The following is a 19039-nucleotide window of genomic DNA, read 5'->3' as shown; positions in this document are numbered from 1 at the left end:
CGGTTGATCGGCTGTGTTTTCATTCCTTGCGCGCCGGCAAAAATATTACACTGCCTTCTCCGCCGTTCTCTGTTTCATTTCCCTCTCCATAATTGCTCTGTAAGCGCCGATATTCATTTCCAGACTGCCGGAAAACAGTCCTTTTCCGGCTACAATAATCCCAGCTCCCGCTTCCAGCACTCTGCCCAGGTTAGCCGGAGTGATGTCGCCGTCCACCTCAATCGGAATCTCCCGTCCGATTTTCCTTAACAAACGCCGGGCCTGTGTAATTCTTCCGGCTGAATCATTCAGAAAGGTCTGTCCTTTTAATCCGGGGGCCACCGTCATAAGCTGCAGCCGATCCGCCAGTTCCCATATTATCGGATCCACCGCCCTGCCCGTCAGCGTTTCAATCTGTGTCCCCGGATTCAGTGCGATACCGGCCTGTCTGCCCAGGCTGCGGACGGCCTCCAACGTTCTTCCCAGATTCCCGCACGCCTCCCAGTGAACCGTGATTCCATCGGCCCCCGCCTCACTGAACGCCCGCACAAACCGCAGCGGTTCCTCAATCATCAGATGGACATCCAGAAAGAAATCCGTGGCCTCCCTGATCGCGGCCACAAAATCGGGGCCAAAGGACAGGTTCGGAACAAAAATCCCATCCATAATGTCAATATGCAACTGCCTGATTCCGGCCCGCTTCATGACGGCCATCTGCTGTTGCAGATGAAGATAGTCGGCCGCATAGACCGATGGGGCTAATTGATACATTTCATTCACTTTCATTCTCCTACATAATTTTATTGCAATCGATGGCGGCCTGCGTGCGTTTCAGGCACTTCGAATAGTCTTTTTTCGTCTTGGTGATGTAACCCAGATAAAGGACGTCCAAGATGAACTGATCCGCCACCCTCCGGGTCGCCTTATCCCTTCCGATTGTCAAATCACTGACCGAGATGAAAAGGCTGATATCAGTATATTTTAAAAGCGGGGACTTGTTCATCTTCGTGATGCTGATGGTGGTCGCCCCTCTCTTTTTGGCGATTTTCATGGCCTGCACCACATTTCTTGAACGGCCCTCATAGGAAACAGCCAAAGCCACATCCCCTGGCCCCAGGTTGTCCGCAATCGTGTACTGCAGCATGACGTCGCTGTGGGCGGAACAGGGAATTCCAAGCCGGCAGAACTTCATAAATGCAAACTGGCAGGCCGCATAGGCGTCTCCCACTCCAAAAAAGTGAATGGACCTTGCCCCTATAATTGCATTTAAGGCGTCCGTATAGCCTTCATTTGCCAGAACCATGGTGTTCTGCAGCGTCTGTACATTGCTCTGGAAAACCTTTTTTAATATTACGGAAATGTCATCCGATTCCTCGATTTCCTCCTCGTGAACTTCACTTCCGTCCGCCATGGCAAGGATAAAAGCATCCTTCAGATCCATGTATCCGTGATATCCCATCCTCTTACAGAAACGGATAACCGATGCCTCACTGCTGTTAGACTCCGCGGCTATCTGGGCCAGCGTAAGATGTGTGATGGCATCCGGATTTTCTACCAGCGCCTGTGCAAAAGCTTTCTCCGCCCTCGGCAGGGACGGAATTAAAAATCTGATTTTCACCAACAATTCATTCATGTTTTTCCTCCATAATCAGATTTTGCAAATGAAGTTTTTCTTATAACTATTATAGTAATTGCAAAAACTGAAGTAAATATAGTATGTTTTTTTTATCTAGTATAGCAGATTTATCCCACCTTTCATTGTCAGATCTGCACAATTTTTGGTCAATTTTATGTTGTTTTTCCTTTTTCGCACTTCAATTTGAAGTTTCTAAAAATAGTAAATACTTCATTTTTATTTTTAGCATTTGAAAACAACGATATGTCACTCTATCGTTGTTTTATGGCCGTTTGTCCGGTTCCCAAATAAAAAAGAGTGTAATAAAAAAGAGTTGAAACCGAAAAATAACGGTTTTCACTCTTTTTTATTACACTCTTTTTTATTACATTCTTTTTTATTTATTGACGGCACAGCCTGTAGTGACATATCATCTCAGATAAATTCAAATGTCTGCTGTTCATAGTCCATGGTGCTTTTCAGCTCCCCGGGCGTCTGTTTCAGCAGTTCCCGGTAATCTTCCCCATCCGACAGCCAGCTTTCAAGCTGTTCCTGTTTCAGAATCAGCGGCATCCTGTCATGGATTTTCCTCACTGATTCGTTGGGTTCCGTTGTCAAAATCACAAAATGAGGTTCGGCGCCCTCAAACCGGTAACATCCTGCAAAATACAGTTCTTTTCCCGCCGCGGCCTCGAAAACTGCTTTTTCACCCGCACGGTTCCACTCGTAAAAGCCGCCGGCCGGTACCGCCACGCGGCGCCTTGCCATGCAGTCCCGGAACATCATCTTTTCCGGCGCAGTTTCCACACGCGCGTTATAAACCGTCTGTCCGTTTCCCCTGCCCTCGCTGACTGCAGGATGAAAACCCCAGTACATCTTCCTTCTCACAATTGTTTTGCCCCTCTCCGAAACCAGCACCGCCGCTTCGTCGCAGGGACGCACATCCGTCCGGATTCCGGACGTCTCATCTTCCGTAAAATATCTGCTGCACATAATCTCTTCCGTATGTCCTGAATGGTTACTATTCACAGCCCTGCAAAACCGCAGTTCTGCAGACAGTAAGGCCCTAATTCATCCTCTGCCTTACTATCTCATAGGCAAGAACACCGGCCGCCACCGAGGCATTCAGTGAATCGATATCGCCCTTCATCGGGATAGAGGCCACCATATCGCATTTTTCCTTCACCAGGCGGCTGACGCCGTCTCCCTCGCCTCCAATTACCAGTCCAATCGGCCCTTTCAGGTTCAGGCGGTACATCACCTCTCCGCCCATATCGGCACAGACAAACCAGAGTCCCTTTTCCTTCAGCTCCTCAATGGTGGCAGAAATATTCGTCACCTTGGCAACTGGCGTATAATTGATCGCACCGGCCGACGTCTTTGCCACCGTGGAAGTGAGTCCAACGGCCCGTCTTTTCGGTATAATTACCCCGTGTGCCCCCGCCTGGTTGGCGGTCCTGATGATGGCGCCGAGATTGTGCGGATCCTCGATTCCGTCCAGAATAAAGAGAAACGGCGGTTCTCCCTTCTCCTCAGCCAGTTTAAACATGTCCTCTATTTCCGCGTATTTGTATGCGGCGGCATAAGCAATCACGCCCTGGTGTTTCCCGGTATCGGAGAGCTGATCCAGTCTCTCTTTCGCAACGTAATTGATAATCGTATCCTGTTTTCTGGCTTCCCTGGTGATGGTCTTCACCGGGCCGTCCTGGCAGCCATCAAGCACAAAAAGCTTGTCTATCGTCTTTCCCGAACGGAACGCCTCCAGCACCGCATTGCGCCCCTCTATTGTCAGTTCTTCAAATCTTACATTGTCTTCACCTGCATCGTTTCCGGTATCTCCGGCTTTGCAGGCGCTGGTGTCATTCTGTTTCATCCGTTTTACTTTCCTCCTGCCCATTCAGCGCTTCCGGTCCGCCGTCCGCCTCAATCTCGCCCAACTTTGAAAGGCCGTGGCCCAGAAGTTCAGCCATCCTCCCCATCTGTTCCGTCAGGTAGAGATATCCCATCAGGGCCTCAAATCCGGTTGCCATCCTGTAGTCTTTCATTGTGGCATGCTTTGCCATTGTCACCGATTTGGCGTTTCTGCCTCTTCTGTATACGGCCTTTTCCTCCTCGGTCAGCTCTTCCTCCAAAACCTTGTAGAAATTGGCCTGGGCCTCCGCCTTGACGAGGCCTGCCGTCCTCTTATGCATCTTGTTTACCTGGGTGTTGCCATGATTCATGACAAAGGTGCGGATTGCCAGCTCATAAACGGCATCCCCCAGATATGCCAAGGCCAGGGGAGAATATTCCCTGGCCTCTACTTCTTTTAATTTCAGCGCTTCTTTAAAACAGTTCAGGCACGTTTCCATTTGACGCCCTCTCTTGTGTCTTCCAGGACAATTCCCATGTCCAGAAGTTTTCCGCGGATCTCGTCTGCCAGAGCAAAGTTCTTGTCTTTTCTGGCCTGCTGTCTCTGCGCAATCATATCCTCAATCTCGCTGTCCAGGATTTCTTCTTTCTTCTCCGTAATGATTCCGAGTACGTCACAGAGCTTCTCGATAGTTTCCTTCATCCAGGTTAAATATTCCTCAGACGCTCCGGCACCCGTCGTATTGCTGAATTTCACCAGCTCGAAAATGGCGGAAATCGCGTCGGCCGTGTTGAAATCGTCGTCCATGGCGTCTTCAAACTTCTGAACGTATTCCTTCGCAGCGTTTACATTCTCTTTCTCAGCGTCCGTCATAACGCCTTCTGCCGTCTTCAGTCCGTCATTCAGCTTCTCTACCGCCGTGAGGATTCTCTCAAGGCCGTTCTTGGAAGCTTCCATCAACTCGGCGCTGAAGTTGAGCGGGCTTCTGTAGTGGGCGCTCAGCATAAAGAAACGCAGAACCTGAAGGTCATACTTCTCACTGATTTCCCTGACAGTAAAGAAATTGCCGAGGGACTTCGACATCTTCCTGTTGTCAATGTTTAAAAATGCATTGTGCATCCAGTATTTTGCAAAATTCGTGCCGTTGGATGCCTCACTCTGTGCAATCTCGTTCTCATGGTGCGGGAAAATCAGATCCTCTCCGCCCGCATGGATGTCGATGGAATCGCCCAGATATTTCTTGGACATAACGGAGCACTCGATGTGCCAGCCCGGACGGCCGTTGCACCACGGTGACTCCCAGTACGGCTCCCCGTCTTTCTTCGGTTTCCAGAGCACGAAGTCGGTCGGATCTTCCTTATCTTCCTCTCCCGTCACCTTGATCTCGCGGAAACCCGACTGGAGATCTTCCAGATTCTTATGGGACAGCTTTCCATAGCCGTCAAATGACTTGGTACGGAAGTATACCGTGCCGTCTTTGCCCGTGTAGGCATGGCCCTTGTCGATCAGATCCTGAATCATGTCGAGCATGCCGCAGATCTCCTCTGTTGCCAGCGGATGGGTGGTGGCCGGTTTCACGTTCATCATCGCCATATCTTTCTTGCACTCTTCGATATATCTCTTGGAAATGGTGTCGGCGTCCACGCCCTCTTCGATTGCCTTTTTAATAATCTTGTCATCCACATCGGTAAAATTGGATACATAATTCACTTCATATCCCTTGTACTCAAAATAACGTCTTACCGTGTCAAATACAATCATCGGCCTTGCGTTGCCGATATGAATAAAATTGTATACGGTTGGCCCGCATACATACATCTTAACCTTGCCTTCTTCCAGGGGGACAAATTCTTCCTTTTTTCTGGACAGAGTGTTGAAAATTTTCATACTTTGCTTCTCCTGTTATTTCTTATCGTTATGATTGAATTTCCTTTTTATTAACTTACCTTCTTTAATATACTTTTCTTTTTGATTGGTTCTTCTTTGTGCGATTGATTCTTCTTTGTGCGATTGATTCTTCTTTTTCCGGTATATTCTTCTTTTTCCGGTTTATTCTTCTTTTTCCGGTTTATTCTTCTTTTTCCGGTTTATTCTTCTTCTCCTGATTTAATCCTCTTTCAGCCTGGCGGCCGAACAGCCGGAGCAGCCTCCGCAGCCGGAGCCCTGCATCATTTCCCTATCATAGCAGTAATTATCTACCGTCGTCAACAGGGTAATTGCCTGGGATGAAATTCCCTCTCCGCTTCCGGTGAACCCAAGGCCCTCCTCCGTCGTCGCTTTGACATTGACACGGCTCTTCTCAATGCCGAGAGCCTCGGCGATATTCTCCATCATCTGCGGACGGTAGGCCAGAAGCTTCGGCTTCTGGGCAATGATTGTCGCATCGATATTCTCTATAATATAACAGTTCTCCTCCAGCAGCTTTCCCACGTGCTTTAACAGCTCAATACTGGATATTCCTTTGTAGGCAGGGTCCGTATCGGGAAAATGTTCTCCGATATCTCCAAGCGCAGCCGCTCCTAAAAGAGCGTCCATCACCGCATGCACCAGTACATCGGCGTCGGAATGGCCCAGCAGACCTTTCTCATACGGTATTTTTACGCCGCCGAGGATCAAATCCCGGCCCTCCGTCAGTCTATGGACATCATATCCCTGTCCGATTCTCATATTGTCTATCCTTTCTGTCATTCAGTTTCGTCATTTTGTTTACTTCCTTATACAATGATCCTGACCTTCCGCTCAATACAGCGCACATGCAGGTCGCTCTGGTACAGACAGCTCTCCCCATCCACATGAACCGCCATCGGCCTGTCCGTGTGAATCTGGACTTCCCTGCACTGGTAAGTTCTGAGTCCCTTATTATGGGAACGTTTTAACAGAGAACGCCAGAGTATCGACAGCACCTGCATCTTCGAAGAATGGCTGACCGCGCAAATCTCCAGTCTGCCGTCACTGCAGTCCGCTTTGGGCGCAAACTTGAATCCGCTCCCCTCAAAAGGATGGATATGCGCAGATATAAAATAGATATAATTAAATTCCACTCTCTTGTTTCCGTCCAGCACAATATAGCCCTTCGCAGGCCTGGCCATCAGGTATTGTTTGATTCCGACAAGAATATAGTTCATCTTCAGAAGATGAATCCGGTTGAGCAGTGGTGTTACTCTTGAATAAAGAAGATTATGACAGACAGCCGCATCCAGGCCGATTCCGGCGCTCACGGCAAATCTGCGGTGTTTCACTACATCATCTCCGTAGGTGACAACGCCGTAGTCCATAAGTTTATGATATTTGGGATGGAGAACCTTCTTTAAACATTTTCTCGGGGAGTGCGGAAGTTTCAGGCTCCTGGCAAGATCATTGCCGGAACCGGTCGGAATATACCCAAGCGTAATCGTATTGCAAAAAGAAAGTCCGTCCAGCACTTCATTAACCGTACCGTCCCCTCCAACAACCACAATGATCTTGGGTTCCCTGCACCCCTTCGTAAGCTGATCGGCAAACTCGGCCGCCTGTCCCGGCCTCTCCGTCAGAAATGCCTTGTATTCCACGCATTCCAGCTTCAGCAGTTTTTCAATTCTCTTCCAGACTTTATAACCGTATCCACTCCTGGAGTGGGGATTTATAATAAAATAATACATCACAGCCTCCGTTGTTCTGTATATTTTATGTTACTATTCGCAGAACTGCCGAATACTGCAGGGCTATGAACCGTAACATTTTAAAGCGGCCGCCGGCAGGCAGAAGACCGCAAAACCTCTGTTTTATTCACTGTTTTTAATTATAGCATACTTCATAGTAAAAAGAGAAGAAAATTTCTATAAAATATTGTCAAAAAAGTATTGACAATTGGAACAATAAATATTATACTATCTAAGCAGTCGCGATTGAGGGACATGCAAATGGGGTCTTAGCTCAGCTGGGAGAGCATCTGCCTTACAAGCAGAGGGTCATAGGTTCGAGCCCTATAGGCCCCATTGAAAACAAAATATGGCGGAATAGCTCAGTTGGCTAGAGCACACGGTTCATACCCGTGGTGTCGAGAGTTCAAATCTCCCTTCCGCTACTTAGAAACCCTTGTAAATACTATATTTGCAAGGGTTTTTTATTTTTCTCGATTCTCGTTGAAAATGAATTTATGGAATAGAATCATTTTTTATTTTCTGTTCCATATCCCCTCCAAAAAGAACCCATTGCCGAGAGGAAATACGGGAAGAGCTGCGAAAAATTGTTGAAGAGCTGAAAGAAGAGGCCCCGGTTGAGGGTCCGGGGCCAATGGAGTAATAGGATATGGGGCGAGGCCAGTGGAGAATCGTGTCTCCGGGCGTCGCCCTCTTTAATTATAACGCAGGCATGGTTTTTTCCCCTATAACCAGCAAACGGATAATGGGCTAATTTTGTAACTATTTTACTTCCCATATCTCCCAGGCACCAGCGCCCTCAGCTCTCTCGTGCCATGCTGCGCCCTCCAACGGCCCTCCAGCCGTATTGTCCAGAAAATACCAATCTCCCGGCTCGTCCGGTCCCACCACAGTCCCGTTCCACTTCTGACAACCTGTCAGCATGTGTCCGTCGGCAGCGAACACCTCACTTGGCATACTGGGCCATGATATAAATAAGGCCGGTAGCAACCGCCCCGGCCATAGACCCAACTATTGTTCTACCTGCCATTGGTGGGATGCTCTACAGAAAAACAACCTGACACTTTAACATCATAAGGGAAGCGCCCAGATAACTGAGCGCCGAAATGAGATTCTTCATTTTATATTGATGACTGTGCCATCTTACTGAGTGTTTCCTGCAAAACAGCTGAGCAGCTGATATTGTGTTCTTCTGCATAAGTGTTAAGCCATGCTGGAATGGTCAGCGTCTTCTTGACTGCCTTTTTTCCGTATTTTGCAGCATATGCATCCATATCAAGCGCAACCATATTTACAAACTGACCAGGTTCCACGGATACAGCCGAAAATTCGGAAGCCTTAGGAGCCTGCTGTCCATCTTCCAGTTCTGTAAGTACCCAGCCACTGGCGGCATCTTCTGCCATAAAGATTGCTTCAGCCATATTATCACCACCAGTTACGCAACCAGGCAGATCTGGGAATTCCACCACATAACCGCCGCTTTCATCTTCATACGGAGTAAATACCGCTGGATAAACTAATTTCACTCTATCACCTCCTGTTTTTCATTCAGGCAATTGGGGCTTTACAGCCCCGCCTGCTTAAGTATCGATTTTACAACTGTGGAATTTATATCCTTCCCTTTATGTTCTGGTATCGTAACCTTTCCGGTCTTTGTTGGATGTTTATATTGATGATGAGATCCAACTTGTTTTACTTCATACCAGCCATCTTGTAAAATCATTTTCTCTACTTCTCTGAATCTCATCTCTTTCCTCCTTCTGATTATATGATAGCACGTGTAGCACGTATTGTCAACACATTCATACATACTATACGTGTAAGGATATGAAGAAACGATACAGATTCTATTTTTCAAGTAGGAATAGATTGGCCTTGAATACAGAAAAAGAGCCACGGGTGGGTGGCTCTGCTAATTCACACTAAACTGAACGCCAAAATGAATAATATTCTGCTAATTCACACTAAACTGAACGCCAAAATGAATAATATATGTCTTTAACTGATACTAGCATTACTAATAATACATGAACTAATAATGTAATATTAATTGAAATTATTAGTTTAATGCTTCCATCGCTTGCTAAATATATGTAAAATTTTTCAAAAAAAATCATGAGCAAAAATATTATATCAAAAACCAACATATATGTAATTTCACATACAATAACTTGATACAAACTACAATAATCTTTGGTTTTTTTTAAAACATACTTTTTAGAAAATGTGCCTTTAAGATTTTCAATATTTTTACTACTACTAGTGATTATCATAGACAAATATGCCATGCTAAAACTTATAAACAGAACGAGCATGGTAATTAATTGATTTAATAAATCTAAGACAAAATCGTCCAAGCAAAACATTCTTCTCGTATAAAATATATTATCGAAAATCAAAAATATAATCCCTACAATAAAAGGCAATAAAATATACGCCACAATTTCCGTCTGTTGCTTATGTCGCATGCTATAAAAATCTTTTATAGGATCTATAATTTCATACAGATTATGCATATAGATTCTCCTTAAAAATACTGACACAGCTTCCCCATTTCATTAAAAAGGTCTTCTGTATTTACCTCACCTGTCGATTCTTCTATTACATCTATTGGATATTTTTCTTTCATCTTTTCGGTGTCGAAAGTTAAAGGATCTTTTGTGTCCCGATCCCCTTTTACTGTTATTCTTTTTATAGGCATACTTTTATCATTATACATTTTATAAAATTCTTTAACAGTATTTCCTCTAATAGCTAGCCCTCTTGCCGCTGGTTTTAATACAATATCTATATCTTCAGAAATATCATTCCTCCCTGCAAAGCTCTTTGTTTCAGAAACTCCGATTTCATCCTGATCTATTGTAAGAGTAACTGCTTTTACTCTTTTCAACTTTTCTAATGATTTCAGAAAATCGCTAGAGACAATGGATTTATATGTCAGATGATAATAAATAAAGTCTTTTTTCTTCTCGTGTATCTCTTTTATTTTCTCATTTATATAATCGATAAGTTTTGGAAACCCTATCCCGTCTTTATTATATTCGTATAACATAACGGCCTGATTATTTTCTTCAAATTTAATTATCAAATGATTCTTTTCTAAATCTCCATCTGGTTTTTGTTTTAATCGCCCGCGCTCAATACACGTTATAGTATTCATCACATTTCTAACCACACCATATTTGGCAGAAATAAACTTCATTTTAATTGTATGTGAGCTTTCATTATGTGATATTGAATCAAGATATAAAATTTTTCTATCTTTCTCATATTTTATTATTTTATTTTGCTTTTTTCGACGGCAAAGTCGCTGTAACACAATCATAAAATCTTTTTCATAGTTTTCCAACACCTTTGTATTTTTCCCTCTTTGTGGATTAATACTTATATCGTATGCATATATAGTCCTCTGCATAGCGCCCTCCCAATCGACATTTTTTACATTATATCACATCCTATCTGGAAAATGTCTTGGGGTCTTCCCCGGTATGCACCAGCGCTGCGTGTCTGGCTGACGGACAGTCTCTGCGTTTTTCAGTGCGGCCGCTGCTCTGACACCTTTATGTAATCTGTTTTACTCATTTTATATTTTTTATAAATGATCCATATGGATATGCGTATTATAGTGTGTTACAATCAGATATAGGTTTAATTTATACAGCATTAAAATATGATGGAACAAGGGTTCAAATAGTACTTGAAGAATTTCCTCCTGTAAAAAATTCTGATGGCCTTCAGGGATATGCAAGATCAGGGAACTTTGTGAATGGTTCAGCTAACGTGTATGCTCCTACAGATGATAATTCAGTGACGGGTGAATTTGGTCAGGTTTTGAACAAATATAGATTGGTAGGCAGTCTGACATCAGATGGGATATTTTCCACAGAAACAAATCCTGAATCAGAGTTTAATAGTGGATATTTAAATGAGGCCAGTCATACAGCATCCGATTCAGCATATGAAAAACTAAATGTGGCCAAAGCAAAAACAGCAGAGGGGTGGCAACAGTGACCCCAGATGGTAACAATGTTGGTTCAGATGGGGCCATGGATAAATAAATGTAATAAATAAAATATTATATATAAGGAGAATCAGTATGAAAAATGTAATCAAGAAATTAGCGACACTAGGAACTGTTTTATGTTTAACGTTTTCATTTACCATGATGGCGTTTGCAGGACAATGGCAGAAAGACCCAGAGTTTGGAATACTACAGTGGTATCAGAGGGACGATGGTACATACCCTGTCGATTGTTGGGAAACTATAGATGGGAAATCATATCATTTTGATGTTTTTGGATATCTGGAGACAGATACAGTGACAAGTGATGGTTACACAGTAGATGTAAACGGTGCATGGATCGAAAGAATACCTCAAAAGACACAAGAAGAAATGAAACAGGATACAATAGCAGAGCTTATTTCATGGTATGAAGATGGAATATTTGAAAGTCAGGAAGACTTTGAAAAGTATGCCAGTCTATTTTTAGCAACATATTGCGATCCATCAGAAACGGCTAATATAATTAATGATATCCGAAGTAATCATACCTTTATGTCAGACGAGGAATGGAACAGAGTGAACGGGTTGTAGAATATGATTTCATAGAGTGAGGGACGCCAATGGCGTCCCTATTTTGAAGGACAATAAGAATCGTTTCTCCTATATCGGCCGTACCGCCGCCCACAATTCCCACCAACTTGTGATTCAGGGAGATGGAATCATTGATAAAAGCGGTTCAGGATACCATCAGCTTTAATTTATCTGGTCCGTTTTGTTTTGTTTTCTACAACAAATAAATCCGTCCAATTATTACATGGAGCACAGACACGCACTACATCACCGGCATCGCATTGCATGATATTAGAAACCGTAAAGGTATTTCCGCAATATAACACGCGGCACGTAGTGGCATTTACCGTCTCGGTAATCTGGGCCGTAAAAGTCTTATCGGAATTTACTTCTTTCTTTATCATTTTATCAACTTGTGCCGTCGTTTTCTCTGCTATGTATTGAACTAATTCTGAATAATTCATATTATATTTCACCTCTTGTTAGAAAAGGATGCCCAAAGAACCAGGCATCCTCTAATCATTTTAGTATTTGGAAAATTTTTGACATAATGCCGAGTCAAATTCTCTGGCAATGGTATCTACCAGCTTCTGTGTATTATCAACACTGTTCAAATTAATGTCACCCATGTTAAAATTAAATTCTTTTACTGTAGCCGACGGATTATATGCCTGCTTAAAAGGGGCAAATTCCGGTAAGCTGACCGGTATTTGAGAAGAATACTGAAGTAAATGCCGCTTTTGTTCTTCACTCAGTGCCAGTTTTTCCAGCGCATTAAAATTTTCCGCCACCTGATCAATCTGCTCCGGGTTAACTACGACCTCTCCTTCATGAAGGATAGAGGCGATCTCTTCCGGATTGAGTTTTCGAAGTCCCAGTGTTCTGATAAATTCAGTGTTGCTGCTGACAGTACGCCCAACCGGGCTGCTTTCAAGTCCATCTTTGTGAGAATTCTTTGCTTTTTCCCGTTCCTCAATTTCTTTTGCCGGGCCTTCTGCTGCTCCATCCGGTGTATTCCAGTTCGGTCCTTTGGAAGAAGAGTGGCCTTTACCTCCCTTACCTCCGGAGGACGGCTTGGAATCAGAAACTTTCTTAGCCTCTTCCTCAGCCATCTTCTTCAGTGCTACCAGCTGTTCCTCCAGGGTCTTTTTAATTTCCTCCCAGGTGGATGTATACTTTAATATTAATTCGTTGTTTAAGTGTGCCGCTTGCAGGTAAGCTTTGAAATCCTCGTAAGAACCGGATATCTGGCTTTGTATGTTTTCCAATGCCGATGCCGTATCGCTGTTGCCCGAAACGTTTAAAAGTGCATCCAGATATTCCTGAGAGGAGAAACCGTCTTTGGCTGCAAGAATCAGCTCATCGAATTTAGAGAGTACATCCTGATAGCTCATTGTCCCACTCTGGAAAGCTGCTATATACTGTTCCATAAGAGACGATACCTTTTCCGCTGCATCAATTTGTTTCTGGTACATTTCCTTCTGAGCCTCTGCAGCCTCATAATTCTTTACCATTGCATCATAGATGTCTTTATCATTACCGGTAGTGACTTTATCCTCCCAGCCGGCGCCGAGAATATCGGAGGCATGGGCCGCTTCATTTGCATCACGGATGTTATCCGCTATTTCAGACCATCTGTCCTTAATTTCATTCAGTTTAGCGATTTGTCCGTCATAGCTTTCTAAAAGATCATCACGTTCTTTCTCCAGTGACTCAATCTGCTGTTCCAGTTCATACTTCGCTTTATTGTACAGTGCGTCCTCGTGCGCTTTATTAGCGTTTCTGACTGCATCTATATCTTCCCGATAAACAATCTCACCATTTTCTACAACTTGCGTTGTTTTCTGATTTTTAGCACGTTCCAGATCATACAAGCTTTGTTCGGCATCTAGTTGAATTTGACGCGCCTCATTAGTTTTATTCAATAAATCCAATTCATCCTGTAATGGTTTAATCCTGGCTTCATAGGATTCCTCCGCCGCCTCTTTCATGTCATTATAACTATCGATTTCTTTCTCAATCGTATTAATAACAGCAGAGATAGCTGTGTCGTAATCGCCTGTAACGCTATCTAATGCACCTTTTATACTGTTAAGCTGCTCTTTTAAATCGTTGATTTTATTGAGGGGGATATCTAGGATTTGTTTGTTGTACTGGATTTGTTCCTGAATCAGAGAAGACATTTCGTTTTCACAGTCCTGAATGCTCTTCTGGACTTCGTTAAACTTGTCGCTGCCATAATCATAGTTAGACAGCTTTTTGACCAGTTCTTCGTGTTCTTCGTTCAGCTTTTCGATTTGCTTAGAGGATAATTCAATTAGCTTTTGTAATTGCTCCTGTGATGTATCTCTACCCAAACTGGATTGCTCATCAATGAAATTCCTGAGGTCTTGCTTGATAAATCCGAGCAATTCCAAATACCGTTCAATTCTGCGGACGGGGAGGTTTAGAATTTCTTCATTCCATTTGGCTTGATTTTCTTCGCATTGCCTTATGGCGTCTTTACAGCTTGATATCTGAGACTTGACATTGTACCATTCGGCACTTCCTTCATCTAATTCGTCCAAATACTCTTCTAAAGCATCAATCTGCTCATACTGTAAGTCTATTTGGCCGTCAGCCAGATTTATCATATCCCGGTAATCAGACTCCGTAATAATGCGGCCTGTAATTTCTTTAAGACTTATTTCTGACTCGATTTGACTCATCTCGGATTTTAAATCTTCCAGGGATTCTTTTATAATATTCACTCGGATTTCAAACTGCCGTTTAAGATCTTCTGTGTGTTCTTTTACTTTGTTTCTGTATTTCTCATCTTGTTTCGTATAGGTTGCAAAAGCCTCTTCGCCATCCTCCAAAAGCTTCATCTTTGCAGACATAGTTTTATCATCAGGATCATAACTAAATTCATTTTTCCAATCTTCAGCAAAGGTACTACCCATCATAATTTTACTAATCAGCGCATTACCTTCTGTCTCACCAAATGCCTCAATAATTTTCTGACGGATTGCTTCCCACTGGCTCAGGTATATATCAAGCGCCTCTTTGTTTACCCGTATTACTTCCTCATCGTTTGCGAGTAATTCATGCGTGAGGGAGAGCTGCTTCTCATAAGCTACATTCTCATCCTCTATGATGTCTACAACCTTTTGCCGTTCCTTCTCAACATGGTCTAATGCTGCCGGAATCCAGTCGAGGACTTTCTTTTGTTCCTCTTTTGCTTTTTGGGAATTACCTCCATTACCTTTAGAGTCAATTTTACCAATATCTGCAACTCCTACAGAAATATTTGCCAAACTATCCAATGACTTTATCGCCTGATTATAAGCCGACGCGGATGCAATTGCCGCGCTTCTTGCCGCTGCCTCTTCACCACTATGTACACCACCATCCAGTGCATTTGTAGTTGCCACACCATCAACAACTTGTACTCGATAATATCTCGCCCAAGCAGCTGCACAATTTTTGATTAATGTTTCCTCTATTTTCGCCTTTGCTTCTGCTAATGATTTGAAATTTCCCAAATCCGTATTATAGTATCCGCCTAACATATTAACCAACTGTGCATTTCCGTTTACAATGCTGTTAATTGTATTATTTACGGCCACTACCTTGTTTGATTCATTCTGTAATATCTGCTGATAAAATGTTTCATCCGCCTGCATCATATTAAGATACGCAGACTTGGCAGAAGTTTCCTGTCTCTCTAATTCCTGGTTCAAACCATTACGTAATTCTTTTTCCTTACTAAGATACGATAAAAGACCGGGATAGTTAGATATAATTTTATCAACCGAAGACGACGACAGATTATTAATACCATTTTCATCTAGATCCTTCAAGATAACTGAAATATCCGAGATTGAAGTTCTTGAATCCTGTAATTGTTTTTTCCAAGTGCTCAAAGAGTTTGCATTTTCATCAATGTTATATGCCATGTCATGGAAACTCTGTGATAGCATACTAAACGCAGACTCATCAATAAATCCCCCCTTCAGCATTTCTTCAAGCTTGGAACTGATGTTATTTAGACTCAGCTTTGCAATGCGCTCAAGTTCTTCCCTTAATCCAATAAATGCCCCAGTGGACATTTCCACTTTGCTGGGATCAATTCCATATTCCTGTATCAGGTCAAGCGCACCTGATTTTGTCATCGTACCATCTGCCAAAGACATTTGTGCTTCAATCAAAGACTTTATTTTACTCTGATATTCATCAATCTTCTTGTTCTGGTCTTCTGTCCAAGGCAATAAGGTCTTGCCATCGGATGCCTTTGGCACTTCCTGTATCGCTTGTGTTGCCAAGAAGCTAAAATCTTTTGATAGCAGCTCATTGTAAACGCGCTTTAGTCCCTCACCTGCACCGCTTGCATTTAATAATGCATCCTTCATGCTATTGAAGTCTTCAACAGTAGTTGGTATTCCATTATGATACTCATATTCCAGCTTTAGTTCTTCATATTTATTTTTAGTGTACGTCTTTACACTTTCAGAGACATCTGAAATACTCTTATCTATTTTTTTATAAATATCTGATTCAAGAATGGCATCGTTATTTAATACTTTAGACTGTAATGTAAGACGTTCTCTTGCCTTAACCAGTGCAGAATAGTATTCAACAACGCTATCCATATTTTCAGGATGTTCTGGTGCCCACTTTATACCTTGACTGGTTTCCTTTTCAAAATCATTCAGCATTGTGCGAACAATTCCGAGTGCCTGTACGTGCTTTTCCACACCAGTCATATTGACATTTAAAGGTACATCAATTTTACTTCCACTCCATGTGCTCCATGTAGCATCATGCAAGGTATCTTCTGCGGCCTTTCGCCCTCTCACTGCTGCTGCGTACTGCTCTTCTATCTCTGCTTGCGTTGCCTCTTTTAAAGCTTCGGAATATTCTTCCGTACCAACTGTCAGACCTTCCAACACCTTCGCTTTATCACCCAGCGCCAAAGTAATTTGCTCAATTGCTGTCTTAAATTCTTGCTCTTGCGAAGACGTACGATCCGTAACTCCTGCTAAGTTTTCATACTGCATATACAATTCATTTAATTTATTCGCCTGCATAGCGGCAGCATCAGCAGCTTCAATACTCGTCTGTCTGGCATCATCTATTGCTTGCTTAAACTCATGATATTTACCAGAAACAGCTCCTATTCCAACGCTTAAAGCCATTAATGAAATTCCAATGGGGTTCGACAGAAAAATTGCTTTCATGGTAGCCCCAAGTCCAGTGAGTGCAGCTTTCAAGCTAAATGTACTCGTTGCCGCCTTAACATTTGCCACTGCCTGCCCTTCTGTTACCTGTGTAAGTCCCAAAGTAGCAAGTTTTTCTTTTTGTTTGGCTCTTGCTACATCCTGACCGGTAAGAATATTCATTCTATCGCTTTGAGATAATGCTTTATTGGAAAGAAGCAACTTGTTCTGACTATCACTTAGGCTTTTGCTTGCCTTCCCAATATTTTTCAATGCCGTTTTTCTTTTTCCTGCATCTATAGGCAGAGACTCGATTCGTTTTATCGCATCGCCCAAGGTGCTCATTTGCATTGCCGCAGATACACCAGCTGTACTTATCGCAACAATACTTTTAACTGCGCCCGTAGCCGCTATCCCAATCAATGAAGACTGCAATAAGTTAAACTTATTAACCAAGTCAAGAATAGAAGTTCCCACATTAGCAATACTTTTAGTCATATCTCCACTAAGTATACCTGTATATGTGTAAACAAGCGTTTCTTTAAATCTGGTTATGGCTGCTGATGCACCTTCCTGATACCTTTGGAATTCCCGATCTACACTGCCAACAGAATTCAAAACATCTTTATATATTTCCTCTGCCTCGGACATGTTTTGTAGCATAGCCGCCATCGGAACACCGCTTTGATTTCCGGCTATTTTTTCCAGCAAAAGTGACTGCGAATTGTCACTGAGGGAATTATAGACTTTGGAGATTTCCAATAAAATATCGTAAGTAGATTTGAAAGTATTTTCGTCAAGCATAATGTCTACTTTACCATTGGTTAAGTTTAATATTGTTTCTTGCAGCATTGCAACTGACTCTTCTGCTTTTTCTCCATCCTCTGTGAGTCCTCGCAATCTCATGCTCACTGTTTTCAGCATATTCCCAGCTTCAGACGAAGACTGGAAAATCTGGTTTCCTGCTGCAATCATTGCAATTGACTGGTTTAAATCATTGTTACCTTCTTGCAATGTTGTAGCGCTATTTTTCAGTGCATCAGAGATTTCCTCCGCATCAATACCGCGCGTGTTTGAGATATTATTAATTTTATCCGCTATGGCTAAAGCCCGTTCACTATATTGTTCTTCTGTAAGCCCATCAATGTCTTTGAATGCCTGTAAAGTAGAAATAAGAGTGCTCATCGCCTTTTCAATGCTCATATCTCCGGTCTTTTCAAATTTAGTGGATACTTCTGCTAATTCCTCACTTAATCCTAAACTAAAACCAATCTTTTTCCAGTCTGTAACAGAAGAAATTAATGATTTTGTTTCTACTGCCAGTTCCCTTGCTTTCTTAATCGATTTATCCAAATAAGCCGGGAAATCCTCACGAGAGTTAATTTCATCCGCAACTTTATAAAGCCCGGTCATTGAATCATCTAACGCATTAACCTCTGTATATGCTTTTCTTGCTTGACTATAGGCTACTGCAACCATAGATGTAGCACTAATCAACTCACCAGTCCGTCCCACAGCTTTCTTAAAAGTATCAGTCAAAGTAAGCCCACTTAGGTTGGTAGCCTTCAACTCATTTTTAAATGCCGCCATACCTAAAGTGAGTTTTTTAATATCACCGCTTGTTGATGCATTATATGCATCGTTCAGAAGTTTCCCATACTTTTGCGTCGCTGCTGAGTTTGTAAATAACTTGCTATTTTGTTTTGCTAATAAAGATAAATCACTTACTAACTTGTCTTTCTTTATCAAAACCTTATACTCGATAGGTGTTTGACTGGCAATCTTTTGTGCACTAACTCCAGCCTGTTTAACAGACTCTTTTAATTGTCCTGTATTTGCCTTTAAACGTATATCCAAATCTTCGATTTTAGTTTGTAATGTTTTTATCTGCTTTTTTAGTTGAGCTTCGCTTGTCGATTGATTCAGCTTAGTCTTTACACTGACGTTAAGGTTTGTCAACTCTCTTAACGATTGCGTTAGTGCTCTTTTGGATAATGTCTTATTTATATTGGCTATTACCTTGACGAATAATTGACCATCAAAGGATTTCAAATCATTTTTTATCATTCTTTTTGACATGGTTTTGTCCAGAATCGCAATCAAGCTAATTCTAAAATCATTATTCATTTAATGCCTCCGTTTATTTGCGTTATATAACATAAAAACAGCCTGCATACACAAGCT

17 protein-coding genes and 2 tRNA genes are annotated in these 19039 nt (G+C 42.5%); 5 read left to right on the top strand and 14 right to left on the bottom strand.

The window, feature by feature from the left end:
• Positions 1–45 precede the first annotated feature (45 nt).
• The 8 genes from EJL91_RS19040 to EJL91_RS19005 form a co-directional block, all read right to left on the bottom strand.
• Positions 46–750, bottom strand: a complete 705-nt coding sequence (locus EJL91_RS19040; protein ID WP_125143664.1) for a ribulose-phosphate 3-epimerase — start codon at positions 748–750, stop codon at positions 46–48.
• 19 nt (positions 751–769) lie between these two features.
• Positions 770–1612: a MurR/RpiR family transcriptional regulator gene (locus EJL91_RS19035; protein ID WP_125143539.1), complete on the bottom strand. Its 843-nt coding sequence runs from the start codon at positions 1610–1612 to the stop codon at positions 770–772.
• A gap of 417 nt (positions 1613–2029) precedes the next feature.
• Positions 2030–2587: an SOS response-associated peptidase family protein gene (locus EJL91_RS19030; protein ID WP_125143538.1), complete on the bottom strand. Its 558-nt coding sequence runs from the start codon at positions 2585–2587 to the stop codon at positions 2030–2032.
• A gap of 73 nt (positions 2588–2660) precedes the next feature.
• A complete protein-coding gene (gene rlmB / locus EJL91_RS19025) occupies positions 2661–3467 on the bottom strand; it encodes a 23S rRNA (guanosine(2251)-2'-O)-methyltransferase RlmB (protein ID WP_243125478.1) in 807 nt (268 codons plus the stop codon).
• Positions 3454–3945: a Mini-ribonuclease 3 gene (locus EJL91_RS19020; protein WP_125143537.1), complete on the bottom strand. Its 492-nt coding sequence runs from the start codon at positions 3943–3945 to the stop codon at positions 3454–3456. Before EJL91_RS19020 ends, rlmB begins: the two co-directional genes overlap by 14 nt.
• Positions 3930–5333, bottom strand: coding sequence for a cysteine--tRNA ligase (gene cysS, locus EJL91_RS19015; RefSeq protein WP_125143536.1), 1404 nt, complete (start codon positions 5331–5333; stop codon positions 3930–3932). Before cysS ends, EJL91_RS19020 begins: the two co-directional genes overlap by 16 nt.
• A 219-nt stretch (positions 5334–5552) precedes the next feature.
• Positions 5553–6113, bottom strand: coding sequence for a 2-C-methyl-D-erythritol 2,4-cyclodiphosphate synthase (gene ispF / locus EJL91_RS19010; protein WP_125143662.1), 561 nt, complete (start codon positions 6111–6113; stop codon positions 5553–5555).
• A gap of 47 nt (positions 6114–6160) precedes the next feature.
• The gene (locus EJL91_RS19005; protein WP_125143535.1) at positions 6161–7084 is read right to left on the bottom strand and encodes a diacylglycerol/lipid kinase family protein; all 924 of its coding nucleotides are present in this window, start codon (positions 7082–7084) and stop codon (positions 6161–6163) included.
• 263 nt (positions 7085–7347) lie between these two features.
• Here EJL91_RS19005 and EJL91_RS19000 point away from each other — a divergent pair.
• Positions 7348–7420 (top strand) — tRNA-Val (locus EJL91_RS19000).
• Positions 7421–7435: 15 nt separating this feature from the next.
• Positions 7436–7509 (top strand) — tRNA-Met (locus tag EJL91_RS18995).
• Positions 7510–8205: 696 nt separating this feature from the next.
• On the opposite strand, the gene EJL91_RS18990 is transcribed toward EJL91_RS18995, so the two are convergent.
• The 4 genes from EJL91_RS18990 to EJL91_RS18975 form a co-directional block, all read right to left on the bottom strand.
• Complete coding sequence (locus EJL91_RS18990; RefSeq protein ID WP_125143534.1) at positions 8206–8610, bottom strand: type II toxin-antitoxin system HicB family antitoxin; 405 nt, start codon at positions 8608–8610, stop codon at positions 8206–8208.
• Between the two features lie 38 nt (positions 8611–8648).
• Entirely contained in the window at positions 8649–8831 is a 183-nt protein-coding gene (locus EJL91_RS18985; protein ID WP_125143533.1) for a type II toxin-antitoxin system HicA family toxin, read from the bottom strand.
• Between the two features lie 217 nt (positions 8832–9048).
• Positions 9049–9600 (bottom strand): hypothetical protein, encoded by a 552-nt coding sequence (locus EJL91_RS18980; RefSeq protein WP_125143532.1) that lies wholly within the window; start codon positions 9598–9600, stop codon positions 9049–9051.
• 11 nt (positions 9601–9611) lie between these two features.
• A complete protein-coding gene (locus EJL91_RS18975; protein ID WP_125143531.1) occupies positions 9612–10499 on the bottom strand; it encodes a hypothetical protein in 888 nt (295 codons plus the stop codon).
• Positions 10500–10711: 212 nt separating this feature from the next.
• On the opposite strand from EJL91_RS18975, the gene EJL91_RS18970 reads away from it, so the two are divergent.
• The 3 genes from EJL91_RS18970 (at position 10712) to EJL91_RS25175 (ending at position 11844) form a co-directional block, all read left to right on the top strand.
• The gene (locus EJL91_RS18970) at positions 10712–11095 is read left to right on the top strand and encodes a hypothetical protein (RefSeq protein WP_125143530.1); all 384 of its coding nucleotides are present in this window, start codon (positions 10712–10714) and stop codon (positions 11093–11095) included.
• Positions 11096–11180: 85 nt separating this feature from the next.
• On the top strand, positions 11181–11678 hold the full coding sequence (locus EJL91_RS18965; RefSeq protein WP_125143529.1) for a hypothetical protein: 498 nt from the start codon (positions 11181–11183) through the stop codon (positions 11676–11678).
• Between the two features lie 43 nt (positions 11679–11721).
• Positions 11722–11844 carry a hypothetical protein gene (locus EJL91_RS25175; protein ID WP_279230053.1) on the top strand — a complete coding sequence of 41 codons (123 nt, stop codon included), beginning with the start codon at positions 11722–11724 and terminating at the stop codon, positions 11842–11844.
• A 1-nt stretch (position 11845) separates the two neighbouring features.
• On the opposite strand, the gene EJL91_RS18960 is transcribed toward EJL91_RS25175, so the two are convergent.
• Both EJL91_RS18960 and EJL91_RS18955 read right to left on the bottom strand, forming a co-directional pair.
• Positions 11846–12121: a hypothetical protein gene (locus EJL91_RS18960; RefSeq protein WP_125143528.1), complete on the bottom strand. Its 276-nt coding sequence runs from the start codon at positions 12119–12121 to the stop codon at positions 11846–11848.
• A 60-nt stretch (positions 12122–12181) separates the two neighbouring features.
• Positions 12182–18982, bottom strand: a complete 6801-nt coding sequence (locus EJL91_RS18955) for a phage tail tape measure protein (protein WP_125143527.1) — start codon at positions 18980–18982, stop codon at positions 12182–12184.
• Between the last annotated feature and the right edge of the window lie 57 nt (positions 18983–19039).

The sequence above is a fragment of the Clostridium transplantifaecale genome (assembly GCF_900626075.1).
GTDB lineage: Bacteria > Bacillota > Clostridia > Lachnospirales > Lachnospiraceae > Otoolea > Otoolea transplantifaecalis.
Note: the sequence above shows the minus strand (reverse complement) of the source record. Positions and strands in the feature narration are given on the sequence as shown.